Source organism: Streptomyces sp. NPDC051243, assembly GCF_044455405.1.
Taxonomy (GTDB): domain Bacteria; phylum Actinomycetota; class Actinomycetes; order Streptomycetales; family Streptomycetaceae; genus Streptomyces.
In genome coordinates this window covers 107,865-127,364 of record NZ_JBITES010000016.1, presented here as the reverse complement: position 1 = coordinate 127,364, position 19,500 = coordinate 107,865, and the positions used below count along the sequence as shown (strand labels likewise).

Sequence of the window (19,500 nt, the reverse complement as noted above, 5' to 3'; positions counted from 1 at the left end):
TCTGAGGGATGGGGGACACTGGTCGCTGTAGCAGTGTCCCCCGAAGGAGCCGACCGAAATGCCCCGCCTCGCCATCTACGCCTTGATCGTCTGTCTCCTCTCCGTGGCCGCGGCGGTCGTGTCCTTCGTGCAGGGCAGCCTTCTGGGGATCGTCTGGGTCCTGCTGGCGGGGCTGTCGTCGAACATGACCTGGTACTACCTGAGGCGTGGCAAGGCCGATCGGCAGAGCGGGTCCGTCACGGGCTGACCGAGCAGTAGGGATTGGCCTCCCGCCAGAAGCGGAACAGGTCGTAGCCGCAGTACGTGTCGACGTCGCCGATTCCCAGGCCGCGCAGGACCGCGTCGACCATGTCGAAGAACACGCCGTTGATCGCCGGCAGCCACAGCAGTGCGAACACGAACAGCAGGCCGAACGGGGCGAACGGCTCCACCTGGCGCTTGATCTTCTGGGACAGCCAGGGCTCGATGACGCCGTAGCCGTCCAGGCCCGGGACCGGCAGGAAGTTCAGGATCGCGGCCGTGACCTGGAGCAGGGCGAGGAAGGCGAGCGCGAAGCGGAAGTCCCGGGGGACGCCGTCCAGGGCGTCCAGCCAGAACGGGGCGGTGCACACGACGGCGAACAGGACGTTGGTCAAGGGCCCCGCCGCCGAGATCAGGCTGTGCCGCCAGCGGCCCCGGATCCGCCCGCGCTCGATGAAGACGGCACCGCCGGGAAGACCGATGCCGCCCATGATCACGAAGACGACCGGCAGCACGATGCTGAGCAGCGCGTGCGTGTACTTCAGCGGGTTGAGGGTGAGGTAGCCCTTCGCCCCGACCGAGATGTCGCCGCTGTGCAGGGCGGTACGCGCGTGTGCGTACTCGTGCAGACACAGGGACACGATCCAGGCGGCGGTCACGAACAGGAACACGGCCAGCCCGGGCTGCTCGGCGAACCCGGTCCAGGTGGCCCAGCCGGTCACCGCGGTGACGGCCAGGATCCCGACGAAGACGGGGCTGATCCGCCGTTCGCTGCGGCGGGTGAGGGCGGTGGTCATGGGGCTCCCTGGACTCTTGTACACGCGTCTCGTACACGTGCGGGACCGCGTGGGGACTGCCCGACCGTACCGGGCGCAAGCGGAAAACGTCTCGCGGTGGGGCGGTGGTTCCGGGGAGGGTGGGGGCATGGGGCTTTGGCATGTGTTCTACGCGGACTGGCAGATGGGGTGTTGCGGTACGCCCTTCAAGGTCGGGGACGAGGTGAGCTGGCCCCTGCTGTTCAGCTCCTCCGACGACTTCCTCGGCGGCGGCTGGCACGACCAGCTCACCAAGGTCGTCGGCCCGGTGGAGGACATACCGGGGGACGACGGCGCGGTGCGGGTCCTGCGGGACGAGAACGGACTCGTGGTCGCCCTGCACGGGCATCCGGTCGGCGTCCTGGCCGAGGAGGAGCTGGGCGACGTGCGGCCAGGTGACGTGCTGCGTCTCGTCGGGCTCCTCACGGCCGAGTTCCACGGAGATCCCGACCTGCCCGAGACCCGTGGCCGGGTACGGGCGATCCAAGTGCTGCGGCAGGGATTCAGCGAGGTGGCGCCGGGTGCGCTCACACGGGAGCCGGTCGCCGGGGACCGCTCGCTGCGGTCGGTGTGGGAGTGCCCGAAGTGGTTCGCGGACGCCGACGCCGGCGCGATCGTGACCCTGGAGGTACCCGGCACCGACTCCTGGCTGTCGCACGCGGTGCGCGAGGCCCGGGGCCTACCGCACACGGCCCCCGGCACGGAGGTGACGGGCCTGCCGCCGGCCGCCCTCGCGGAACTGCTGACGACCCTGAGCACGGTCCCGGAACCGGGGTGAGGGCGCCACTGTTCCTTTGGGCGTGCGGGGCCTGTGCCTTTGGGCGTCGGGACTCTGCGGCTTCGGGTGTGCGGGGTCTGTGGCGTTGGGCATGCGGGGCTTGTGCTTCGGGCGCGGGGCGTGCGGCGCCGGGGCCTTCCATTGCCTGCAGGGCCTGTGACTTTGGGCGTACGGCGCGGGTGCCTTCCCGCTTGCGGCCCCCGTGGCTTTCCGCCTGCCGTGCCCGTGCCTTCCCGCGTGTGGCCCCCGTGCTTTCGCACACCCGGCTCCCGTACCTCCGCACACGCCGCGCGCCCCAACCCTGTGACCGCCCCCGAACCCACCAGAGACAATGGACCCCGTGCTCTATCGCATTCTCGGCACCACCCAGGCCCTTCGCCCCGACGGCACCCCCATTCCGGTGGGCGGGGCACGGTTGCGTGCCCTGCTGACCGTGCTGGCGTTGCGGGGCGGGCGTACCGTGCCCGCGAGTCTGCTGGTGGACGAGGTGTGGGACGGGGCTCCGCCCGCCGACGCGACGGGCGCGCTGCAGGCCCTCGTCGGCCGGCTGCGGCGGGCGCTGGGCGCGGACGCGGTGGTCTCCGTCGAGGGCGGCTACCGCCTCGCCGCGGCGCCCGACGACATCGACCTGCACCGCTTCGAGCGCCTCGCCGGCGAGGGCACGCGCGCGTTGGCCGACGGCGACCCCGCCAAGGCCGCCGTCGCCCTCGACGACGCCCTCGCCCTGTGGCACGGCCCCGCCCTCGCCGACCTCCCCGACCGCGCCGCCGAGGCGGCCCGCCAGGAGACCCGACGCCTCGACGCCCTGCGCGCCCGGCACACCGCGGCCCTCGCCCTGGGCCACGCCGAGCAGTCCCTGCCCGAGCTCACCGCCCTGTGCGACACCCACCCCCTGGACGAATCCCTTCAGGCTCTGCGCCTGCGCGCCCTGCGCGACGCGGGCCGCACGGCGGAGGCCCTGGACGCCTACGAGGCCGTACGCCGCCTGCTGGCGGACCGGCTCGGCTCCGGCCCGGGACCGGAACTTCGGGCGCTGCACGGCGAGTTGCTTCGGCTTCCCTCCGCCGCCGACGCCCGCGTCTCGGGCAACTCCCTTGCCCCTGCCCCTGGCAGTGCCGCCCGCGGGCTCCCCGCCGCCGATCCGCCCGGCGCCCTCTCACCCGCCGGTTCCACCACCCTCCAGCCCACCGCCTCCACCACCCTTCAGCCCACCGCCTCCATCGCCCCCACCGCTCCACCACCCCACCCCCACCCCACCGGCAACCTCCGAGCCCGCCTCACCTCCTTCGTCGGCCGGGAAGCGGACATCGAGGCCATCCGAGGTGATCTGACCACCGCCCGCCTGGTGACCCTGCTGGGCCCGGGCGGCGCCGGCAAGACACGGCTGTCGCAGGAGGCCGCCGAGAGCGTGCGGGGCGCCGCGCCGGACGGGGTGTGGCTGGCCGAGCTCGCGCCGGTCGACGACCCGCAGGCCGTACCGGAGGCCGTGCTCACCGCCGTCGGCGCACGCGAGACCGTGCTGTACGGCGCCGGTGCCGAGGCCATGCGGGCCGGGTCCGACCGGCACGACGACCCCGTCGAGCGGCTCGCCGAGCACTGCGGCAAGCGCCGCATGCTGCTGATCCTCGACAACTGCGAGCATGTCGTCGAGGCCGCCGCCCGCCTCGTGGCGGAGCTGCTGGAGCGCTGCCCGCGGCTGACCGTGCTCGCCACCAGCCGTGAACCTCTCGGCGTACCGGGGGAGTTGCTGCGCCCCGTCGACCCGCTGCCCGAGCCGGTCGCGCTGCGGCTGCTCGCCGACCGGGGCTCCGCGGCCAGGCCGGGGTTCCGGATCGAGGCCGACCCGGAGGCCTGCGCCGAGATCTGCCGGCGCCTCGACGGCCTTCCCCTCGCCATCGAGCTCGCGGCTGCCCGGCTCCGCGTGCTGACGCCACGCCAGATCGCCGACCGGCTCGACAACCGCTTCCGGCTCCTCACCTCCGGCAGTCGTACCGTCCTGCCCCGCCAGCAGACCCTCCGCGCGGTCGTCGACTGGTCCTGGGAGCTGCTGGACGAGGACGAACGGGACGTGCTGCGGGGGCTGTCCGTGTTCGCCGGCGGATGTGATCTCGCCGCCGCCGAGGCCGTGTGCGGGCCCGTCGCACTGGAGACGCTCGGCTCGCTCGTCGACAAGTCCCTTGTGGTGGCGGCCCCTTCGGGCGACGGAGAGATGCGCTACCGGCTACTGGAGACCGTCGCCGAGTACGCCGCCGAACGGCTCGACGAGGTCGGCCGGCGGTCGGAGACCGAGCGCGCGCATCTGACGTACTACCGCGAACTCGTCCGTACCAGCGAGCCTTCGCTGCGCGGCGCAGGGCAGCTCGCCGTCATCCGCCGGTTCGAGCGCGAGAGCGAGAACATCCGCGCCGCTCTGCACCACGCCGTGGCCGTGCGGGACGAGCAGGAGGCGATGTGCCTGGTGCTCTCGATGGCCTGGTACTGGCTGATGCGCGACCAGCGCATCGTCGCCCGCAACTGGGCCCGGGAGATCCAGGACCTCGGCCCGGACCCCTTCACCGAGCCCATCAGCCCTGCCGCGCCGATATGGGAGCGCTGCATCGCCGCACCGCCGCCCTGGACCGGCGAGGTCCTCACGGAGGCCCGGCGCAGCGTCCATCTGGTCCATCTCGCCTGCATGGACACGGAGTTGGAGCTCTGGCAGTCGCCCGAGGGGCAGCGGAAACTGCGCGCCGTCGGCGAGACGTACCGGCCCGGACTGCCCCAGGGGTGCCGTTTCCCCGGCTCCCTGTGGTTCTACGCCGTCCTGCTCACCGGGAACATGGAACGGGTGCGGACCATCATCGACGCCGCCGTCGACACCTGCCGGGGCGTGCCCGGGTACGAGTGGGACCTCGCCGCCAATCTGCAGATGCGGGCCAATCTGCTCGCCAACCGCACCGAGTGGGCGGGTGACGCCACCCGCGACGCCGACGAGTCGCTGGCGATCTACCGCCGCCTCGGCGACAGGTGGGGCACCGCGGAGGCACTCGCCGCACGCGCCGAGGCACATGAGCGCAGGGGCGAGTACCGCGAGGCCGCCGTCGACTACGAGGCGGCGATCGAGCGCGCCGAACACCTCGGCGCCCGGGGCCATACGGGTGTGCTCAACGCCCGGCTCGGCAGCGTCCTCATCGAGGCGGGCGAGGCCGAGCGGGGAGAGCGCCTGCTGCGCGAGGTTCTCGACCAGGCGAGCGGCCCGAACGACCAGTCGATGCCCTTCGCCCGGCTGATCCTGGCCGGCCGGCTCGGCCTGACCGGCCGGATTCCGGAGGCGCGTGAGCAACTGCGGCTGCTGCGCGAGCAGTTCAAGATCGCCCACTTCATCGTCTTCGACGCCTTCATCCTCGGCGCGGAGGCCTGGCTGGACGCGGCCGACGGGCGCTACCCGGAGTCCCTGGAGCGGATCAGGGGCGCGCTGGAACGCGCCGAGGACCCGCTGTCCGAGGCCATCGCCCCGCAGATGCGCTCGGGCTATCTCGCCATGGCCGCGTACGCCCTCGCCCGCGTCGACGACGGCAGCCGGGCCCGGGACGCCGCCCGCTGTCTCGGCGCCGCGGACGCGCTGCTGCCGCCCCGGCATGTCCTGACGTCCCATGAGCGCGTGGTGCACGACGGTGCGGTCGAGGCCGCGCGTGCGGTGCTCGGCGACTCGGCGTACGAGGCGGCGTACGCGGAGGGCGGCGGCCTCTCCTCCCGGGAGGCCGCCGCCCTGGTGTGACGCGCACCGATGCGGGGCCCGGTGCGTCAGCTCTTCGTGCGGAACTTGTGGATCGCGATCGGCGCCATGACCGCAGTGAGTCCCACCGACCAGGCGACGGTCACCCACAGGTCGTGCGCGACCGGGCCGCCCACCATCAGCCCCCGCGCGGCGTCCGCGAGCGAGGACAGCGGGTTGACGTCGGTGAAGGACTGCAGCCAGCCCGGCATCGACTGGGTCGGGGCGAAGATCGACGAGCCGAACTGGAGCGGCATCAGCACCAGGAAGCCCAGTCCCTGTACGGACTGCGCGCTCTTCAGCACCACGCCGAGGGTGAGGAAGACCCACATCAGCGCCGAGCCGAACAGCGCGGCCAGCGCCACGGCCGCGAGCAGTCCGCCCCAGTTGGTGATGTCGAAGCCGACCAGAACGCCGACGACCAGCATGATCGTCGTCGCGACCATCATCCGCAGCAACTCCACCGCGATCTTGGCGAAGAGCACCGAGCCCCGCCCGATCGGCAGGGAGCGGAAGCGGTCCATGACGCCGGTGTTGAAATCCTCGTTGAACCCGGTACCGACCGACATGGCCATGCTCATGCCCATCATGGCCATCATTCCGGGTACGACGTACTGCACATACTGGTCCTGGCCGCCGCCGAGTGCCTGCCCGATCGAGCCGCCGAAGACGTACACGAACAGCAGGGTGAACACGATCGGCATCAGGATCGCGTCGAACATCGACTCCGGGTTCTGCCGGACCCACAGAAGGTTCCGGCGGACGAGCGCACCGGTGTGCCGCAGATGCGACCGCAGCGGAATGCGGGCGTCGTTGGTGGCGACGGCGGTGGTGACGGTCGTTGCGGCGCTCATACGGCGACCTCCTCGCGGTCGTCGGCGGGCACGGCGTCCTGGGGGGCACTGGCGCGGTGGCCGGTGAGGGACAGGAACACCTCGTCCAGGCTGGGCAGTTCGGTGGTGATGGAGGTGAGCGTGACGCCGCGGGCGGTGATGGCGCCGACGATGGCGGTGAGCTGCTCGTCACTGAGGACCGGGACCAGCAGGGTGCCGCTCTCGGTGTCCACGGTGGTGGTGGCGAGCCCGGTGATGCCGAGCTCGTCCAGGTGCCCGGCGAGCGGCCGCAACTGCAGCGGATCGGCCGGCCGGACACGCAGGGTCCGCCCGCCGACCTTGGCCTTGAGCTCCTCGATCCCGCCGCCCGCGATGACCTTGCCCCGGTCGACGACCGTCAGCTCGGAGGCGAGCTGCTCGGCCTCCTCCATGTACTGGGTGGTCAGCAGCACCGTCACTCCGCCGCCGACCATGGCCTTGACCTCGTCCCACACCTCGTTGCGGGTGCGCGGGTCGAGCCCCGTGGTCGGCTCGTCGAGGAACAGTACCGAGGGCCGACCGATCATGGACGCGGCGAGGTCGAGCCGCCGCCGCATACCGCCGGAGTAGGTGCCGGCGGGCCGCTTGGCCGCCTCGGTCAGCGAGAACCGCTCCAGCAGCTCGTCGGCACGCGCGCGTGCCTCCTTGCGGGGCAGGTCGAGCAGCCGTCCGATGAGGTAGAGGTTCTCCCACCCGGGGAGCTTCTCGTCGACGGAGGCGTACTGCCCGGTCAGCCCGATCACCCGGCGCAGCTGCCGGGGCTGCCGCAGGACGTCGTAGCCGGCGACGGTGGCCTGCCCGGCGGTCGGGGCCAGCAGCGTGGACAGGATCCGTACGAGGGTGGTCTTCCCGGCGCCGTTCGGCCCGAGCACACCCATGACGGTGCCCTCGCGCACCGTGAGGTCGACACCGTCCAGAGCCTTGGTCTCGCCGTAGTGCTTGACCAACCCCCGCACGGACACGGCGCTGCTCACGCCGTCGGGGTTCTTGTCGATTCGCGTCATGCCCACGACGGTGCCAGGGGCCGCCGACAAACGACCGACAGATCACCGACACGGCCTACAGCGAACCGACAGTGCGGGGTCGGGGTGCGACGAGGGGCGGCCGGTGACCATCACCGGCCGCCCCTTGGTCGTACGAGGCGCAGAGAACCGTTGTCGCGCGGAGCTCAGCGCCGAACCGTCTCCGCCCGCTGCGGAACGTGCCCCGCGACCACCCGCTCCCGCCCGCCCCGCGGAAAGACCCGGCGCCGGTCCACCGCGTACGCGACCGCGGCGACCCCCAGCCCGAGCACGGCCAGCGCCGCCCCGGCGAGCGCCGGGGACGTCACGCCGAAGCCGGCGGCGAGGGCCAGGCCGCCGATCCAGGCGCCGCCCGCGTTGGCGAGGTTGAAGGCGGCCTGGTTGGCCGAGGAGGCCAGGGACGGGGCCGACGAGGCCTTCTCCATGACCATCAGGTTGAGCGGGGAGCCGGCCACGAAGGCCGCCATGCCGAGCAGGGCCACCGCCAGGGCGGCGCTCCACGCCGTGGACATCATGAGTGGGAACAGCGCCAGGACCGCGGCCAGCGAGAGCAGGCCGCCGAACAGCGTCTTGCGCATCGCGTGGTCCGCGAGCCGCCCGCCCAGCAGGTTGCCGACGGTCGCGCCCACTCCGAACAGCGCCAGCAGCAGCGTCACGCTGGCATCGGCGTACCCGGCGGAGTCGGTCAGCATCGGCGTGACGTAGCTGTACGCCGCGAAGAGCGCGCCGAAGCCCGCGACCGTCGTAGCGAGCGCCAGCCACACCGGCAGGGACCTCAGCGCGGCCAGCTCGCCCCGCAGCCCGGCGGACGGCGCCGGCACCCGGTCGCGCGGGATCAGCAGCGCGAGGGAGGCGATGGCGGCCAGGCCGATCGCGCTCACGCCCAGGAAGGTCGCCCGCCAGCCCAGGTTCTGCCCCATGAGCGTGGCGACCGGCACGCCCGCGATGTTGGCGACGGTCAGGCCCAGGAACATCAGGGACACCGACCGCGCCTTGCGCTCGGGCGCGACCAGACTCGTCGCCACCACCGCGCCGACGCCGAAGAAGGCACCGTGCGGCAGACCGCTCACGAAGCGGGCCACCAGCAGCCAGGAGTTGTCCGGCGCGAAGGCCGACGCCGCGTTGCCCGCCACGAACAGCGCCATCAGGCCGATCAGGACCGTCCGGCGGGGCATGCGCGCCGTCACGGCCGCCAGCAGCGGGGCGCCGATGACGACGCCCAGCGCATACGCCGAGACCAGATGCCCGGCGGCGGGGATGGAGATGTCCAGGTCGTTCGCGACTTCGGGCAGCAGGCCCATCATCACGAACTCGGTCGTACCGATGCCGAAGGCGCCGACGGCCAGGGCGAGCAGGGCCAGGGGCATGAAAAGAGCCGTGCCTTTCGAGGGAGAGCGGAGTTCCGTACCAAGCTTATGTTCAGCTTCGGAACAAACGCTCCCCGGCCCGGTATTCCTGCGGTTACGAGGACGTGTCGACCTTCACACGCGCGGCCACGGGGAGGTGGTCGCTGCCCGTGGCCGGCAGCGTCCACGAGCTCTCCGGCTCGACGCCCTTCACCATGATCTGGTCGATCCGCGCCATCGGGAACGACGCCGGCCAGCTGAACCCGAACCCGCTGCCCGAGGCGCCCTGCGTGGAGCGCATCTGGGCGGTGACGGCCCTGAGCGAGCGGTCGTTCATCGTGCCGTTCAGGTCGCCGAGCAGGACCACCCGCTCCAGCGGTTCGTCGGCGATGGCCTCGCCCAGCGCGTCGGCGCTCTTGTCGCGCTGCCGGGCGGTGAACCCGGCCTCGATCTTCACCCGCACCGACGGCAGGTGGGCGACGTACACCGCGACCTGCCCGGACGGCGTGGCCACCACGGCCCGCATGGCCCGGATCCAGCCCAGCTTGATGTCGACGGGCTTGACGCCGGACAGCGGGTACTTGCTCCACAGGCCGACGGTGCCCTGCACCGAGTGGTACCTGTACGTCGAGGCCAGCGCCTTCTCGTACGTCGGGACCGCCGTGGCCGTCAGCTCCTCCAGGGCCACCACGTCCGCGCCGGACGCGGCCACGTCCCGGGCGGTGCCGGACGGGTCGGCGTTGTCGGCGTTGACGTTGTGCGTGGCCACCGTGAGGTCGCCGCCGGCGCCGGTCCGGTCCACGAGGAGGCCGCCGAAGAGGTTCAGCCACACGATCGCCGGGAGCAGCACGGCGATCAGGGCGGTCGCGGACTTCCGCACCAGGGCCAGCAGGAGCAGCACCGGGACGAGCAGGCCCAGCCAGGGCAGGAACGTCTCGGTGAGGCTGCCGAGGTTGCCGACCGCGTTCGGGATCTGCGCGTGCAGCGCCATCACCAGGGCGAGGATCACCGCGACGGCGGCCAGTACGATGCCGCGCCGCCAGATGCGCCGGTCGCCGCGCCAGCCCGCGACCAGGCGGCTCTCCTTCAGGCGGTTCGTCAGGCGCCGAAGCCCGGATTCCCGGCGCTCGGGCCCCGAGCCTCCGTTGTCCGTCTCCGTCACGTACGCCTGCTGCGCCATACCGTCGCCTCACTACCTGCCGTGCACACCGTCGTCCCCCCGCGCCCAGAGAAACCCTAGGGGATGATCGGCTCCGATCCCGCCGTCTCATGACGGCCGTACGGGGGCGAGGACGTACAAGTCGCCGTCAGGAGTTCCGGATGCGGCGGGGGAAAGCGCGCTCTGTGACGAAACGCGCACATGCGATCTACGAGGTGCGTGAACTGACGGGCCGTAGACCCTCGAGCACGGCGTCGACGATCTGCTCCGACAGGCCCTCCGGGAGGTCGCCGTCCGCACGCAGCACGGTGTCGGCGCGCACCAGGGTGCGCATCAGCATCGGGCCGGTGAACAGGTCGTTCATCAGCTCGGCGTCGATGTCCGTGCGCAGCTCGCCGTTCTCCTGCGCGCGGCGCAGGAGCGCGACCTGCCTCCTGCGCCGCGGCTCGACGACGATCGTGTGATAGGCGTCCCAGAGCTTCGGACTGCTCTTCACCTGGGCGAACACGCTGCGCAGGAGGGCCGACGAACGGGTCATCAGCCCGCGTTGGCGCATCTGCTCGAGGAACGCCACGAGGTCGTCCCGCAGCGAGGTGCCCGGGAGTTCGGGGTCCGGGGGCTCGGCGGCGCGCACGACGTCGACGAACAGCTCCTCCTTGCCGCTCCAGCGGCGGTAGATGGTGGCCTTGCCGACACCGGCTGTGCGGGCGATGCGCTCGATGGACAGCTCCGCGAGCGGAACGCCGTCCTCCAGCAGCTTCATGACGCCCTCGATGATGGACCGCTCCACGGCCTCGCTGCGGGGGCGGCCCCTGACGGGGCCGTCTTGCCGGGGGTGGCTTTCGGCGAGGCTCACTCGAACTCGGTCCTTTCCGTGGGTGGTGCTGATTCTCCCTGGTGGGCGGCGGCCGGGGGACCAGGCGCGATCCGGCGCGTGTCCGGTTCGGTTACTGGTCCGCGGCCGCCAACTCCCGCTCGGGCTTTCCCTCCTGAGGCGTTGTCGGCCGTCCGGGCAGGAACAGCGCCATGACCACCGCGCCGAGCACCGCGACGCCCGCTCCCCACAGCGCCGTGACGTGCATGGCGTGCAGGAAGGCCTCGTGGGCCGGCCCGACGAGCGCCTCGCCCCGTGCGCCGAGCCGCTCCGCGACGCCGAGCGTGGCCTCGACGGACTCGCCCGCCGTGTGCCGTACGCCCTCCGGCAGCACCGTGAGCCGGTCCTCGATGCCGCCCCGGTACGCGGTCGACATGACCGAGCCCAGCACGGCGATGCCGAGGGCGCCGCCGACCTGCCGGAAGGTGTTGCTGAGGGCGGAGGCGGAGCCGGCCTTCTCGCGGGGCAGGGCCTGCATGATGACGACACTGAGCGGCGTCATGATGTGCGCCATCGCGGCGCCCATGAGGAAGAACACGACCTCCAGCATCCAGATGGGCGTGTCCGCCTCGAACCCGGCGAAGGCGGTCAGGGTGGCGGCGATGAGGAGCATCGCGCCGGTGGTCGTGGCCCGGTTGCCGAACCGGTCCACCAGGAGCCGGGCGCGCGGCGCGAAGATCATCTGGGCGGCGGCGAGCGGCAGCATCAGCAGGCCGGTCTGCAGGGGCGAGTAGCCGCGCACGCTCTGGGTGTAGAACACCGAGAAGAACGTCACGCCCATGAGGGCGAAGAAGACCAGCGCGATGACACCGACCGCGGCCGAGAAGACCTTGTTCCTGAAGTACGTGACGTCGATGGACGGATGGTCGCTGCGCTTCTCGAACATGACGAAGCCGACGAGGACGGCGAGACCGGCGGCGATCGTCGCGAGGACCGTCACGTCCGTGAAGTCGGCGAGCTGGCCGCCCTTGATGATGCCGTAGACCAGCAGGACCAGGCCGACGACGGAGAGCACGACACCGACGGGGTCGATGCGCCCCGGGTTCGGATCGCGCGAGTCCGGGACCAGCCACACCATCAGCGCGACCGCGATCAGCACGATGGGCACGTTGATGAGGAAGACCGAGCCCCACCAGAAGTGGTCGAGCAGGAGACCGCCGGTGATGGGCCCGATCGCGATGGCGAGCCCGACGCCGCCGGCCCAGATGCCGATGGCCTTGGGCTGCTCGTCGCGCTCGAAGACGTTCATGAGCACGGCGAGCGTGGCCGGCATGACGAAGGCGGCACCGAGGCCCATCACCGCGCGGAAGGCGATGAGCTCGCCGGGCGAGCCGGAGAACGCGGCCAGGGCGGAGCCGACACCGAACACGGCGAGCCCGCCGAGCAGCACCTTCTTGCGGCCGAGCCGGTCGCCGAGGATGCCCGCGCTGAACAGCAACCCGGCGAAGACCAGCGTGTACGCGTTGATCGCCCACTCCAGCTCGCTCTGGGTGGCGCCGAGGCCGGTCGGGGCCGGGGTCGAGATGGTCTTGATGGCGACGTTCAGGATCGAGTTGTCCAGCACGACGATCAGCAGGCTGAGCATCAGCACGCCGAGGATCGCCCAGCGGCGCCGGTGCACGGATTCGGGTATCCGGGGGCCGGTGTCAGGGACGGGAGAAGTCATGCCGTCGAGCCTAGAAGATTTCCGATACGGAACCGTCTCGTATCGTAAATTTTTACCGAGGTCTTACGCGGGGTGGATCTCACACGAGGGGGCCTGGCCCTCCCTGGCACGAAGTGCCACCATGGAGGGGATCCGGGGACGCCGTAAGGGCGCCTCGAGATGACAGAAGGAGCCGTTGCAATGACGCAGCTTTCGGCTGCCCAGACGCCTCAGGCGAAGCCCTCCGACGGCAGCAAGACGCTGTACGGGGGGAAGGGCACCCGCCGCATCACCGTTCGCGACATCGCCCTCGCCAAGGAGCGGGGCGAGAAGTGGCCCATGCTCACCGCGTACGACGCGATGACCGCGTCCGTCTTCGACGAGGCCGGTATCCCGGTCATGCTCGTCGGCGACTCCGCGGGCAACTGCCACCTCGGCTACGACACCACCGTGCCCGTCACCCTCGACCAGATGGCCATGCTGGCGGCGGCCGTCGTACGCGGCACGTCCCGCGCCCTGATCGTCGGCGACCTGCCCTTCGGCTCCTACCAGGAGGGCCCGGTGCAGGCGCTGCGCTCGGCGACCCGGCTGGTGAAGGAGGCCGGGGTCGGCGCGGTCAAGCTGGAGGGCGGCGAGCGGTCGCACGAACAGATCCGGCTGCTGGTCGAGTCCGGCATCCCGGTGATGGCCCACATCGGCCTGACCCCCCAGTCCGTCAACGCCATGGGCTACCGCGTCCAGGGCCGTGGCGAGGAGGCGGCCGCACAGCTGCTGCGCGACGCGAAGGCGGTCCAGGACGCGGGCGCGTTCGCGGTCGTCCTCGAGCTGGTTCCGGCGGAGCTGGCGGCGGAGGTGACGCGCACGCTGCACATCCCGACGGTAGGCATCGGCGCCGGCCCCGAGACCGACGCCCAGGTCCTGGTCTGGACGGACATGCTGGGCCTGACCGGCGGTCGCGTCCCCAAGTTCGTCAAGAAGTACGCCGACCTGCGCGAGGTCATGGGCAACGCGGCGAAGGCGTTCGCGGAGGACGTGGTCGGCGGAACGTTCCCGCTGGAGGAGCACTCCGTCCACTAGCCGCCACCGCGGCCGCCGAGCCTCTGCGGCCACTGAGCCATTGCGGCACCACAGCGCCCCGCCGATCTTCCCCCGTCGGCGGGGCGCCCCGTTTCCCGAAGGTGCCGGTCAGCGGCGATACGACTCCACATAACCGCTCGCAGGCGTACCCACGCCCGTCACGTCGTCGTAGCCCTTCACGGCGCTCAGCGAGCTGTCCTTGCCGAGGCTCCGTACGGACGTGGTCAGGCCGTCGGTCGCGTCGTAGCCGTTCACGTAGTCGACGCGGGCGACCGCGAGGCCGGTCCCCGTCGGGTCGTCGGTGACGTCGTGGTACGCCTTCGAGCCGTACCTCGCGTAGATCGCCGGGTTGGCGAAGCCGAGCGGCTTCCCGCCGCGTGCCTCCTGCGCGAGGGCCTGCACGGCCGCGATCACGGGCGCGGCCAGCGAGGTGCCGCCGAGGCGGTACTCGTCGTACGCCTGCGTGGTGCCGTCCGGCATGGTCTGCGTCTGCCCCACCAGGAACCCGGTGTTCGGGTCGGCGATCGCCGCGATGTCCGGGACGACGCGGTTGCCGTCGGCGCTGTTGGCCTTCGCCAGCGCGTCCGGCACGACGCCCTTCTGCCAGGAGGGCTCGGCGACCGTCTTGCTGGTGCCGCCGCCGGCGCCCGACGTGAACGCGCCGGGGAAGTCGGTCCAGCTCTTGCCGTCGGCCGACAGGGTCGCCTTCTCGGTTCCCCAGCCGGTCTCCCACAGGTAGGTGTCGTGCTCGCCGACCGCCAGCGACGTACCGCCGACCGCCGTCACCCACGCCGAACTCGCCGGGATGTCGACCTGCTTGGTGCCGCTGCTCGCGACCTCGTCGCCGTCGTCGCCGGAGGAGTAGTAGAAGCCGATGCCCTCGACCGCGCCGAACTGGAAGACCTGGTCGTAGGCGGCCGCGAGGTCCGGAGTCTGGGCCTGTTCGGTCTCGCCCCAGGAGTTGGAGACGAGGTCGGCCAGATGGCGGTCGACGATCTTGCTGAGCGAGTCCAGCAGGTCCTCGTCGTAGCAGGACGCGGCGCCCACGTAGGTGACCTGCGCGCCGGGCGCGACCGCGTGCACCGCCTCGACGTCGAGGGTCTCCTCGCCGTACCAGCCGGCCGCCGAACACTCCTTGGTCCGCGTGTACTTCGCGGGCAGGACCTGCCGCAACTGGCCGCTCGTCCAGGCCGCGTCGCCGTTGCGCCGCGCGTACGTCGCCGCGTCGAACGCGATGGTCGGGGAGGCGTACGCGTCGGTGATGGCGATGCGCACGCCCTTGCCGGTGTGCCCGCCGGCGCCGTACGCGGCGCGCAGCTGCCTGCCGGTGTAGCCCTTGACGGCGTACGGGAGCTTCGTGCCGTACGCGTCCGGCAGCGTGGTCGCCACGTTCGAGCCGTGGTACGTCGAGAACGGCCCGGCGTTGCGGAACACCGTCTCGGGCGGCGGGAGTCGATCCTGGTGGCTCGCCAGGTGCGGCGCGTTGTCGAGGCCCGTGACGGTCAGCACGGCGTCCTTGACGGCGTCCGGCACCGAGGCGGTCGTCGTGGGCGCCCGGTAGGTCTTCGCGCCCTTGGTGTAGTTGTGCAGCTGGGTGCCGAACGCCTTCTCGGCGGCGGCCACATCGCCGGTGACGGCGACATAGTGCGGCGTCACGCCCGTGACCTTCAGACCCGCCGAAGTCAACCAGCCCTTGACGGCGGCCACTTGGGCCTTCGTCGCGCCGAAGCGGGCCTGTGCCTGCTTCGCGCTCAGATACTTCCCGTACGACGCCGAGCCCGGGTCGGACACGGCCTTCGCGTAGGCGGCGAGACCGGCCGCGTCGCGGCCCGCGAGGTAGACGCGGGCGGAGACCCGGTCGCTGTCCGAGGCCGCGCCCCGGTCCGCCTTCGCCGTGGCCCACGCGGGCTTGGTGCCGGTGAGCCCTTCCCGGCCCTGCTGGTCCGCGGCGTGTGCCGCGGGTATGCCGAGTGCCAGCGCGCCGGTGAGCAGTGGCAGTGTCGCCGCCAGGCTCACGGAGGCGCGCAGCGCGGCACGTCGAGATCTCATGGAACCCCCTGTGCGATTCGTCTGCGAGTGGATCACCCGAGGTGGCCACTCAATCGCCGAACCGTTCAGGCCAGGGAAATGCCCGACCCAAGAAGGTCCCAACTAACCTAATGACAACGCCATTTCGAGGGTGCGGCCGTCGAGGCGGTCGCCCAGGCAGGCGGAGCCGAGGACGGCTACGGGCGCGGCTTGGCGCCCCGCTCCGACAGCATGTCCTTCATCAGCGCGATCTCGGACTCCTGCCCGTTCACCATGCCCTGCGCGAGGTCCTTCTCCACGTCGACCGCGCACTTGTCGAGACAGCCCTCGGCCATGTGGATGCCGCCCTTGTGATGGTCCGTCATCAACTGCAGGTAGAAGACCTCCGCCTGCTTGCCGCTGAGGCTCTCCAGCTTCTTCATCTCGGTGTTGGTCGCCATGCCCGGCATCAGCGCGCCGTCCTCGCCGGAGGCCATGTCGCCCATGCCCATCCAGGTCATCGGCGCGTCCGACGACACCTTCGGCAGCTTCCACAGATCCAGCCAGCCCAGCATCATGCCGCGCTGGTTCGCCTGCGTCTGGGCGATGTCGTACGCGAGCCGCCGCACCTCTTCGTCATCGGTGCGGTCGCGCACGATGTACGACATCTCCACGGCCTGCTGATGGTGCACGGCCATGTCCCGCGCGAATCCGGCGTCCGCCGAGTCGGCGCTCGGGGCGCTGCCCGCGCCCCCGTCCTCGACGACCGCGTAGGTGATGGCGCCGACCGCGACGAGCACCGCCGCCGCGGTTCCGGCCGGCCATCCGACGTGCCGCTTCACTCCGACAGACCGCCCGTGCAGACCGCGCCCTTCTCCGGCGTCTGCTCACCCTGGACGTACTTCTCGAAGAACTTGTCGACGTTCGGGTCGCTCGCGCTCGTCACCGTCCGCTGGTGCCCCCACGCGCTGAGCATGATCGGGTCCTTCTGCTTCTCGTCCGGGCTCATCAGCGAGTACGGCGTCTTCTTGACCTTCTCCGCCAGCGCGGCGACATCGGCCTTGGAGGCCTTGCTGGTGTACGTCACCCAGACCGCGCCGTGCTCCAGGGAGTGCACGGCGTTCTCGTTCTTGAGTTCCTTGGTGTAGACGTCGCCGTTGCAGTTCATCCAGGCCGCGTGGTGGTCGCCGCCGACCGGGGGCTCCATCGGGTACGTCACGCTGGTCTTGACGTGGGTCTGGGACAGGGTCTTGTTCCAGGTCTTCACGCCGTCCTTGCCGGTGATGAACTTCCCGGGCGTCTTGTCCGCCTGAGCCTTGTCGTCGGACTGCGACTGGACCAGGACGACACCGCCGACGACGAGACCGACGACGACCACGACGCTGGCCGCGATGGTGAGGATGCGGTTGCGCCGGTCACGGGCCTGCTCGGCGCGCCGCATCTCCTCTATTCGCGCTCTGCGCGCGGCGCTGCTCTTGTTCTTGGCGGAGCCCATGAGGTGTGCCCTTCTGGGAGGGGTGGGACAGTCGGGTTCGCTGATCGTAATGGGGGAGGTGCGACGTCCAGTAGAGCGGTCGGCGGAAAGGCCGGGTCGGGACGCGCCGGCCGACCGGTCCGCGCCTGGACGCCCGATATTTCGAACTGCCCCGATTTTATGACCGCCCGATAGGCCGCCCGATATTTGGAACCCCGGATGCGCATTATCTACGCTGCCGTACATGCGGCTGTTGCGCTCCACCGACCTGGCACTGCGCCTCCTCATGCGGCTCGCCGTCCTGGGCGACGCGACGCCGACGACCCGCGAGGTCGCGGCGGACATGGAGGTGCCGTACACACACGCCGCCAAGGTCGTCGCCGAGCTGCAGCACCTGGGTCTGGTCGACGCACGCCGGGGCCGCGGGGGCGGGCTCTCGCTCAGCGCCAAGGGCCGTACGGCATCCGTGGGCGCGATCGTGCGCGCCTTCGAGGGGGACGGCGACGTCGTCGAGTGCGAGGGCGACACCCCGTGCCCGCTCAACTCCGCGTGCCGGCTGCGCGGGGCGCTGCGGCGGGCCCAGGAGGCCTTCTTCGCCTCGCTGGACCCGCTGACGGTGGCCGACGTGACCGCGGACCCGACGGGGCCGCTGCTGCTGCGGATCGGGCGTGTGCCCTAAGGCCCTGACGACAGGGCTTAGGACCTGTCGTTTGGATCATGCCGGCGTCGCGGGCCCTGTCACGCGCTCCCCCGAGCTCTTCGAGCAGGGTGTACCCCAGCCGCGTTGTCGTCGGTTGCCGACTCCCCACGCTCGAACAACCTCGCGCGGGGGCACCCCCATCGACCCCGGCTCGGGTCGGCTGAAAAGCTCAGTACCTCTCAGCCGACCTGATCCGAACCACAGGCCCTAGCTCTCCCGCGCCAGCCAGAGGTCCGGGCCGAACACCTCGTAATGGATGTCGGCCGGTGCCACGCCCTTCCCGATCAACTGCGCCCGCACCGCCCGCATGAACGGCAGCGGACCGCACAGGTACGCGCGCGTGCCCTCCGGTACGGCGATGTCGGTCAGGTCGACCAGGCCGGTGCGGTGCGGGGCGTCGGCGTCCGTCTCGTACCAGAAGTGGGCCGAGGCGCCCTGGAGCTTCTCGGCGTACGCCTCGTGATCGGCGCGCAGGGCGTGGGCGGCGGGGGAGCGGTCGCCGTGCACGACGATCACCCGGCCCTCGTGCCCGGCGTCCGCGAGCTCGCCCAGCATCGCGACCATGGGGGTCACGCCGATGCCGGCGGAGACGAACAGGAGCGGGGCCTCGGTGCCGGCGAGCACGAGATCGCCGTACGGCGCCGAAAGGCGCAGCCGGTCGCCGACGCGCACGCGCGCGTGGAGGTGGTTCGAGACCTCGCCGTCGGGGGCGGTGCCGTCGGGCGCGGTGCCGCCGAGGACGCGCTTCACGCTGATCTGGCGTACCGGTGATCCGGGTGCGGCGGACAGGCTGTACTGGCGTATCTGCCGGGCCCCGTCCGGCAGCTCGACCTGCACGGAGACGTACTGCCCGGCCCGGAAGCCGGGCGCGGGGCGGCCGTCGGCCGGGCGCAGCCGGAAGGTCGCGACATCGGCCGTCTCCTCGACGCGCCCGACGACCTCCCACTCCTGCCACTCGCCGCCACCGTGCTCGTCGTACAGCCGCTTCTCGATCGCGATGAGCGCGTTCGCCATCAGCCAGTAGACCTCGTCCCAGGCGGCCGCGACCTCGGGTGTGACGGCCTCGCCGAGGACGTCGGCGATGGCGGCGAAGAGGTGCTCGTGGACGAGTGCGTACTGCTCCGCCGTGACGCCCAGGGAGGCGTGCTTGTGGGCGATGCGGCCCAGCATCGCGTCCGGCCGCTCCTCGGGGTGGTCCACGAGGTGCGTCGCGAACGCGGCGATGGAACCCGCCAGGGCCTGCCGCTGGGTGCCCGCCGCCTGGTTGCCGCGGTTGAACAGGTCGCGCAGCAGCTCGGGACGGGCGGCGAACAGCCCCGCGTAGAAGCGCTCGGTGATCTCGGCGAGGGACGCCCCGATCGCGGGGAGGGTGGCGCGGACGGTGGCGGCGGACTGCTCGGACAGCATCGGTTCTCCTCGGGCTCGACCGGGCGGCGCGAGGGTGGCCGCCCACCGTCATTAAAACTTGCATCTGAGATGCAAATTAAAGCGGGGTGGGTCTTATGGGGCCGGGCATTACGGATGTCGGTCCGAGCAGGCAAGATGGGCGGCAGAGCAGTTCACCGCGCGCCACGGCAGGACACCTGCCGTAGGCCGGGCGTTCAGTCCGGGATCGCTTCGGCGATCAAGGTGCGCAACGCGCCTGAAATGGTGTTGTGGTGTGATGCTCAGGTGCCCGACCGCCTCCTGCGGTACCGGAGACAGGCGGCCTGACCAGCAAGGATGGGGAAGCGGAAG

General features: G+C 71.5%; 16 protein-coding genes. 5 read left to right on the top strand and 11 right to left on the bottom strand.

The genetic code is table 11. The features are described from left to right. Nucleotides 1–58 precede the first annotated feature (58 nt). The gene (locus ACIBAG_RS34795) at nt 59–247 is read left to right on the top strand and encodes a hypothetical protein (RefSeq protein ID WP_399110752.1); all 189 of its coding nucleotides are present in this window, start codon (nt 59–61) and stop codon (nt 245–247) included. On the opposite strand, the gene ACIBAG_RS34790 is transcribed toward ACIBAG_RS34795, so the two are convergent. Then, complete coding sequence (locus tag ACIBAG_RS34790) at nt 237–1,037, bottom strand: site-2 protease family protein (protein WP_399110750.1); 801 nt, start codon at nt 1,035–1,037, stop codon at nt 237–239. The two genes, ACIBAG_RS34795 and ACIBAG_RS34790, sit on opposite strands and share 11 nt — an antisense overlap. Before the next feature lie 127 nt (nt 1,038–1,164). Between ACIBAG_RS34790 and ACIBAG_RS34785 the strand changes: the two genes are divergently transcribed. Further along, a complete protein-coding gene (locus ACIBAG_RS34785) occupies nt 1,165–1,833 on the top strand; it encodes a DUF6578 domain-containing protein (RefSeq protein ID WP_399110749.1) in 669 nt (222 codons plus the stop codon). A gap of 331 nt (nt 1,834–2,164) precedes the next feature. Beyond that, entirely contained in the window at nt 2,165–5,590 is a 3,426-nt protein-coding gene (locus ACIBAG_RS34780; RefSeq protein ID WP_399110747.1) for an AfsR/SARP family transcriptional regulator, read from the top strand. 26 nt (nt 5,591–5,616) lie between these two features. Here the strand turns inward: ACIBAG_RS34780 and ACIBAG_RS34775 are convergent, their stop codons facing one another. The 6 genes from ACIBAG_RS34775 to ACIBAG_RS34750 all read right to left on the bottom strand — a co-directional run bounded on the left by ACIBAG_RS34775 (nt 5,617) and on the right by ACIBAG_RS34750 (nt 12,526). Beyond that, on the bottom strand, nt 5,617–6,441 hold the full coding sequence (locus ACIBAG_RS34775) for an ABC transporter permease (RefSeq protein WP_399110745.1): 825 nt from the start codon (nt 6,439–6,441) through the stop codon (nt 5,617–5,619). Beyond that, nucleotides 6,438–7,463 carry an ATP-binding cassette domain-containing protein gene (locus ACIBAG_RS34770; protein WP_399110744.1) on the bottom strand — a complete coding sequence of 342 codons (1,026 nt, stop codon included), beginning with the start codon at nt 7,461–7,463 and terminating at the stop codon, nt 6,438–6,440. The genes ACIBAG_RS34775 and ACIBAG_RS34770 overlap by 4 nt, the downstream gene beginning before the upstream one ends. A 164-nt stretch (nt 7,464–7,627) precedes the next feature. After that, nucleotides 7,628–8,848, bottom strand: coding sequence for an MFS transporter (locus ACIBAG_RS34765; RefSeq protein ID WP_399110742.1), 1,221 nt, complete (start codon nt 8,846–8,848; stop codon nt 7,628–7,630). A 94-nt stretch (nt 8,849–8,942) separates the two neighbouring features. Then, nucleotides 8,943–10,007 (bottom strand): endonuclease/exonuclease/phosphatase family protein, encoded by a 1,065-nt coding sequence (locus ACIBAG_RS34760; protein ID WP_399110740.1) that lies wholly within the window; start codon nt 10,005–10,007, stop codon nt 8,943–8,945. Between the two features lie 187 nt (nt 10,008–10,194). Beyond that, on the bottom strand, nt 10,195–10,842 hold the full coding sequence (locus tag ACIBAG_RS34755) for a TetR/AcrR family transcriptional regulator (RefSeq protein WP_399110738.1): 648 nt from the start codon (nt 10,840–10,842) through the stop codon (nt 10,195–10,197). 91 nt (nt 10,843–10,933) lie between these two features. Beyond that, the gene (locus tag ACIBAG_RS34750) at nt 10,934–12,526 is read right to left on the bottom strand and encodes an MFS transporter (RefSeq protein WP_399110736.1); all 1,593 of its coding nucleotides are present in this window, start codon (nt 12,524–12,526) and stop codon (nt 10,934–10,936) included. Nucleotides 12,527–12,706: 180 nt separating this feature from the next. Here ACIBAG_RS34750 and panB point away from each other — a divergent pair, with 180 nt between their 5' ends. Further along, nucleotides 12,707–13,582, top strand: coding sequence for a 3-methyl-2-oxobutanoate hydroxymethyltransferase (gene panB, locus ACIBAG_RS34745; RefSeq protein WP_399110734.1), 876 nt, complete (start codon nt 12,707–12,709; stop codon nt 13,580–13,582). A gap of 108 nt (nt 13,583–13,690) precedes the next feature. Here panB and ACIBAG_RS34740 read toward each other — a convergent pair whose 3' ends face one another. From ACIBAG_RS34740 to ACIBAG_RS34730, 3 genes are all read right to left on the bottom strand, one after another. Continuing rightward, complete coding sequence (locus ACIBAG_RS34740; protein WP_399110733.1) at nt 13,691–15,631, bottom strand: protease pro-enzyme activation domain-containing protein; 1,941 nt, start codon at nt 15,629–15,631, stop codon at nt 13,691–13,693. Nucleotides 15,632–15,807: 176 nt separating this feature from the next. Then, nucleotides 15,808–16,431: a DUF305 domain-containing protein gene (locus ACIBAG_RS34735; RefSeq protein WP_399110731.1), complete on the bottom strand. Its 624-nt coding sequence runs from the start codon at nt 16,429–16,431 to the stop codon at nt 15,808–15,810. Beyond that, nucleotides 16,428–17,084, bottom strand: coding sequence for a DUF3105 domain-containing protein (locus tag ACIBAG_RS34730; protein ID WP_399110729.1), 657 nt, complete (start codon nt 17,082–17,084; stop codon nt 16,428–16,430). The genes ACIBAG_RS34735 and ACIBAG_RS34730 overlap by 4 nt, the downstream gene beginning before the upstream one ends. Nucleotides 17,085–17,307: 223 nt before the next feature. Here ACIBAG_RS34730 and ACIBAG_RS34725 point away from each other — a divergent pair, with 223 nt between their 5' ends. Continuing rightward, a complete protein-coding gene (locus ACIBAG_RS34725) occupies nt 17,308–17,742 on the top strand; it encodes an RrF2 family transcriptional regulator (RefSeq protein WP_399110727.1) in 435 nt (144 codons plus the stop codon). Nucleotides 17,743–17,970: 228 nt separating this feature from the next. Here the strand turns inward: ACIBAG_RS34725 and ACIBAG_RS34720 are convergent, their stop codons facing one another. Continuing rightward, nucleotides 17,971–19,170, bottom strand: coding sequence for a globin domain-containing protein (locus ACIBAG_RS34720; RefSeq protein ID WP_399110726.1), 1,200 nt, complete (start codon nt 19,168–19,170; stop codon nt 17,971–17,973). Nucleotides 19,171–19,500: the final 330 nt, after the last annotated feature.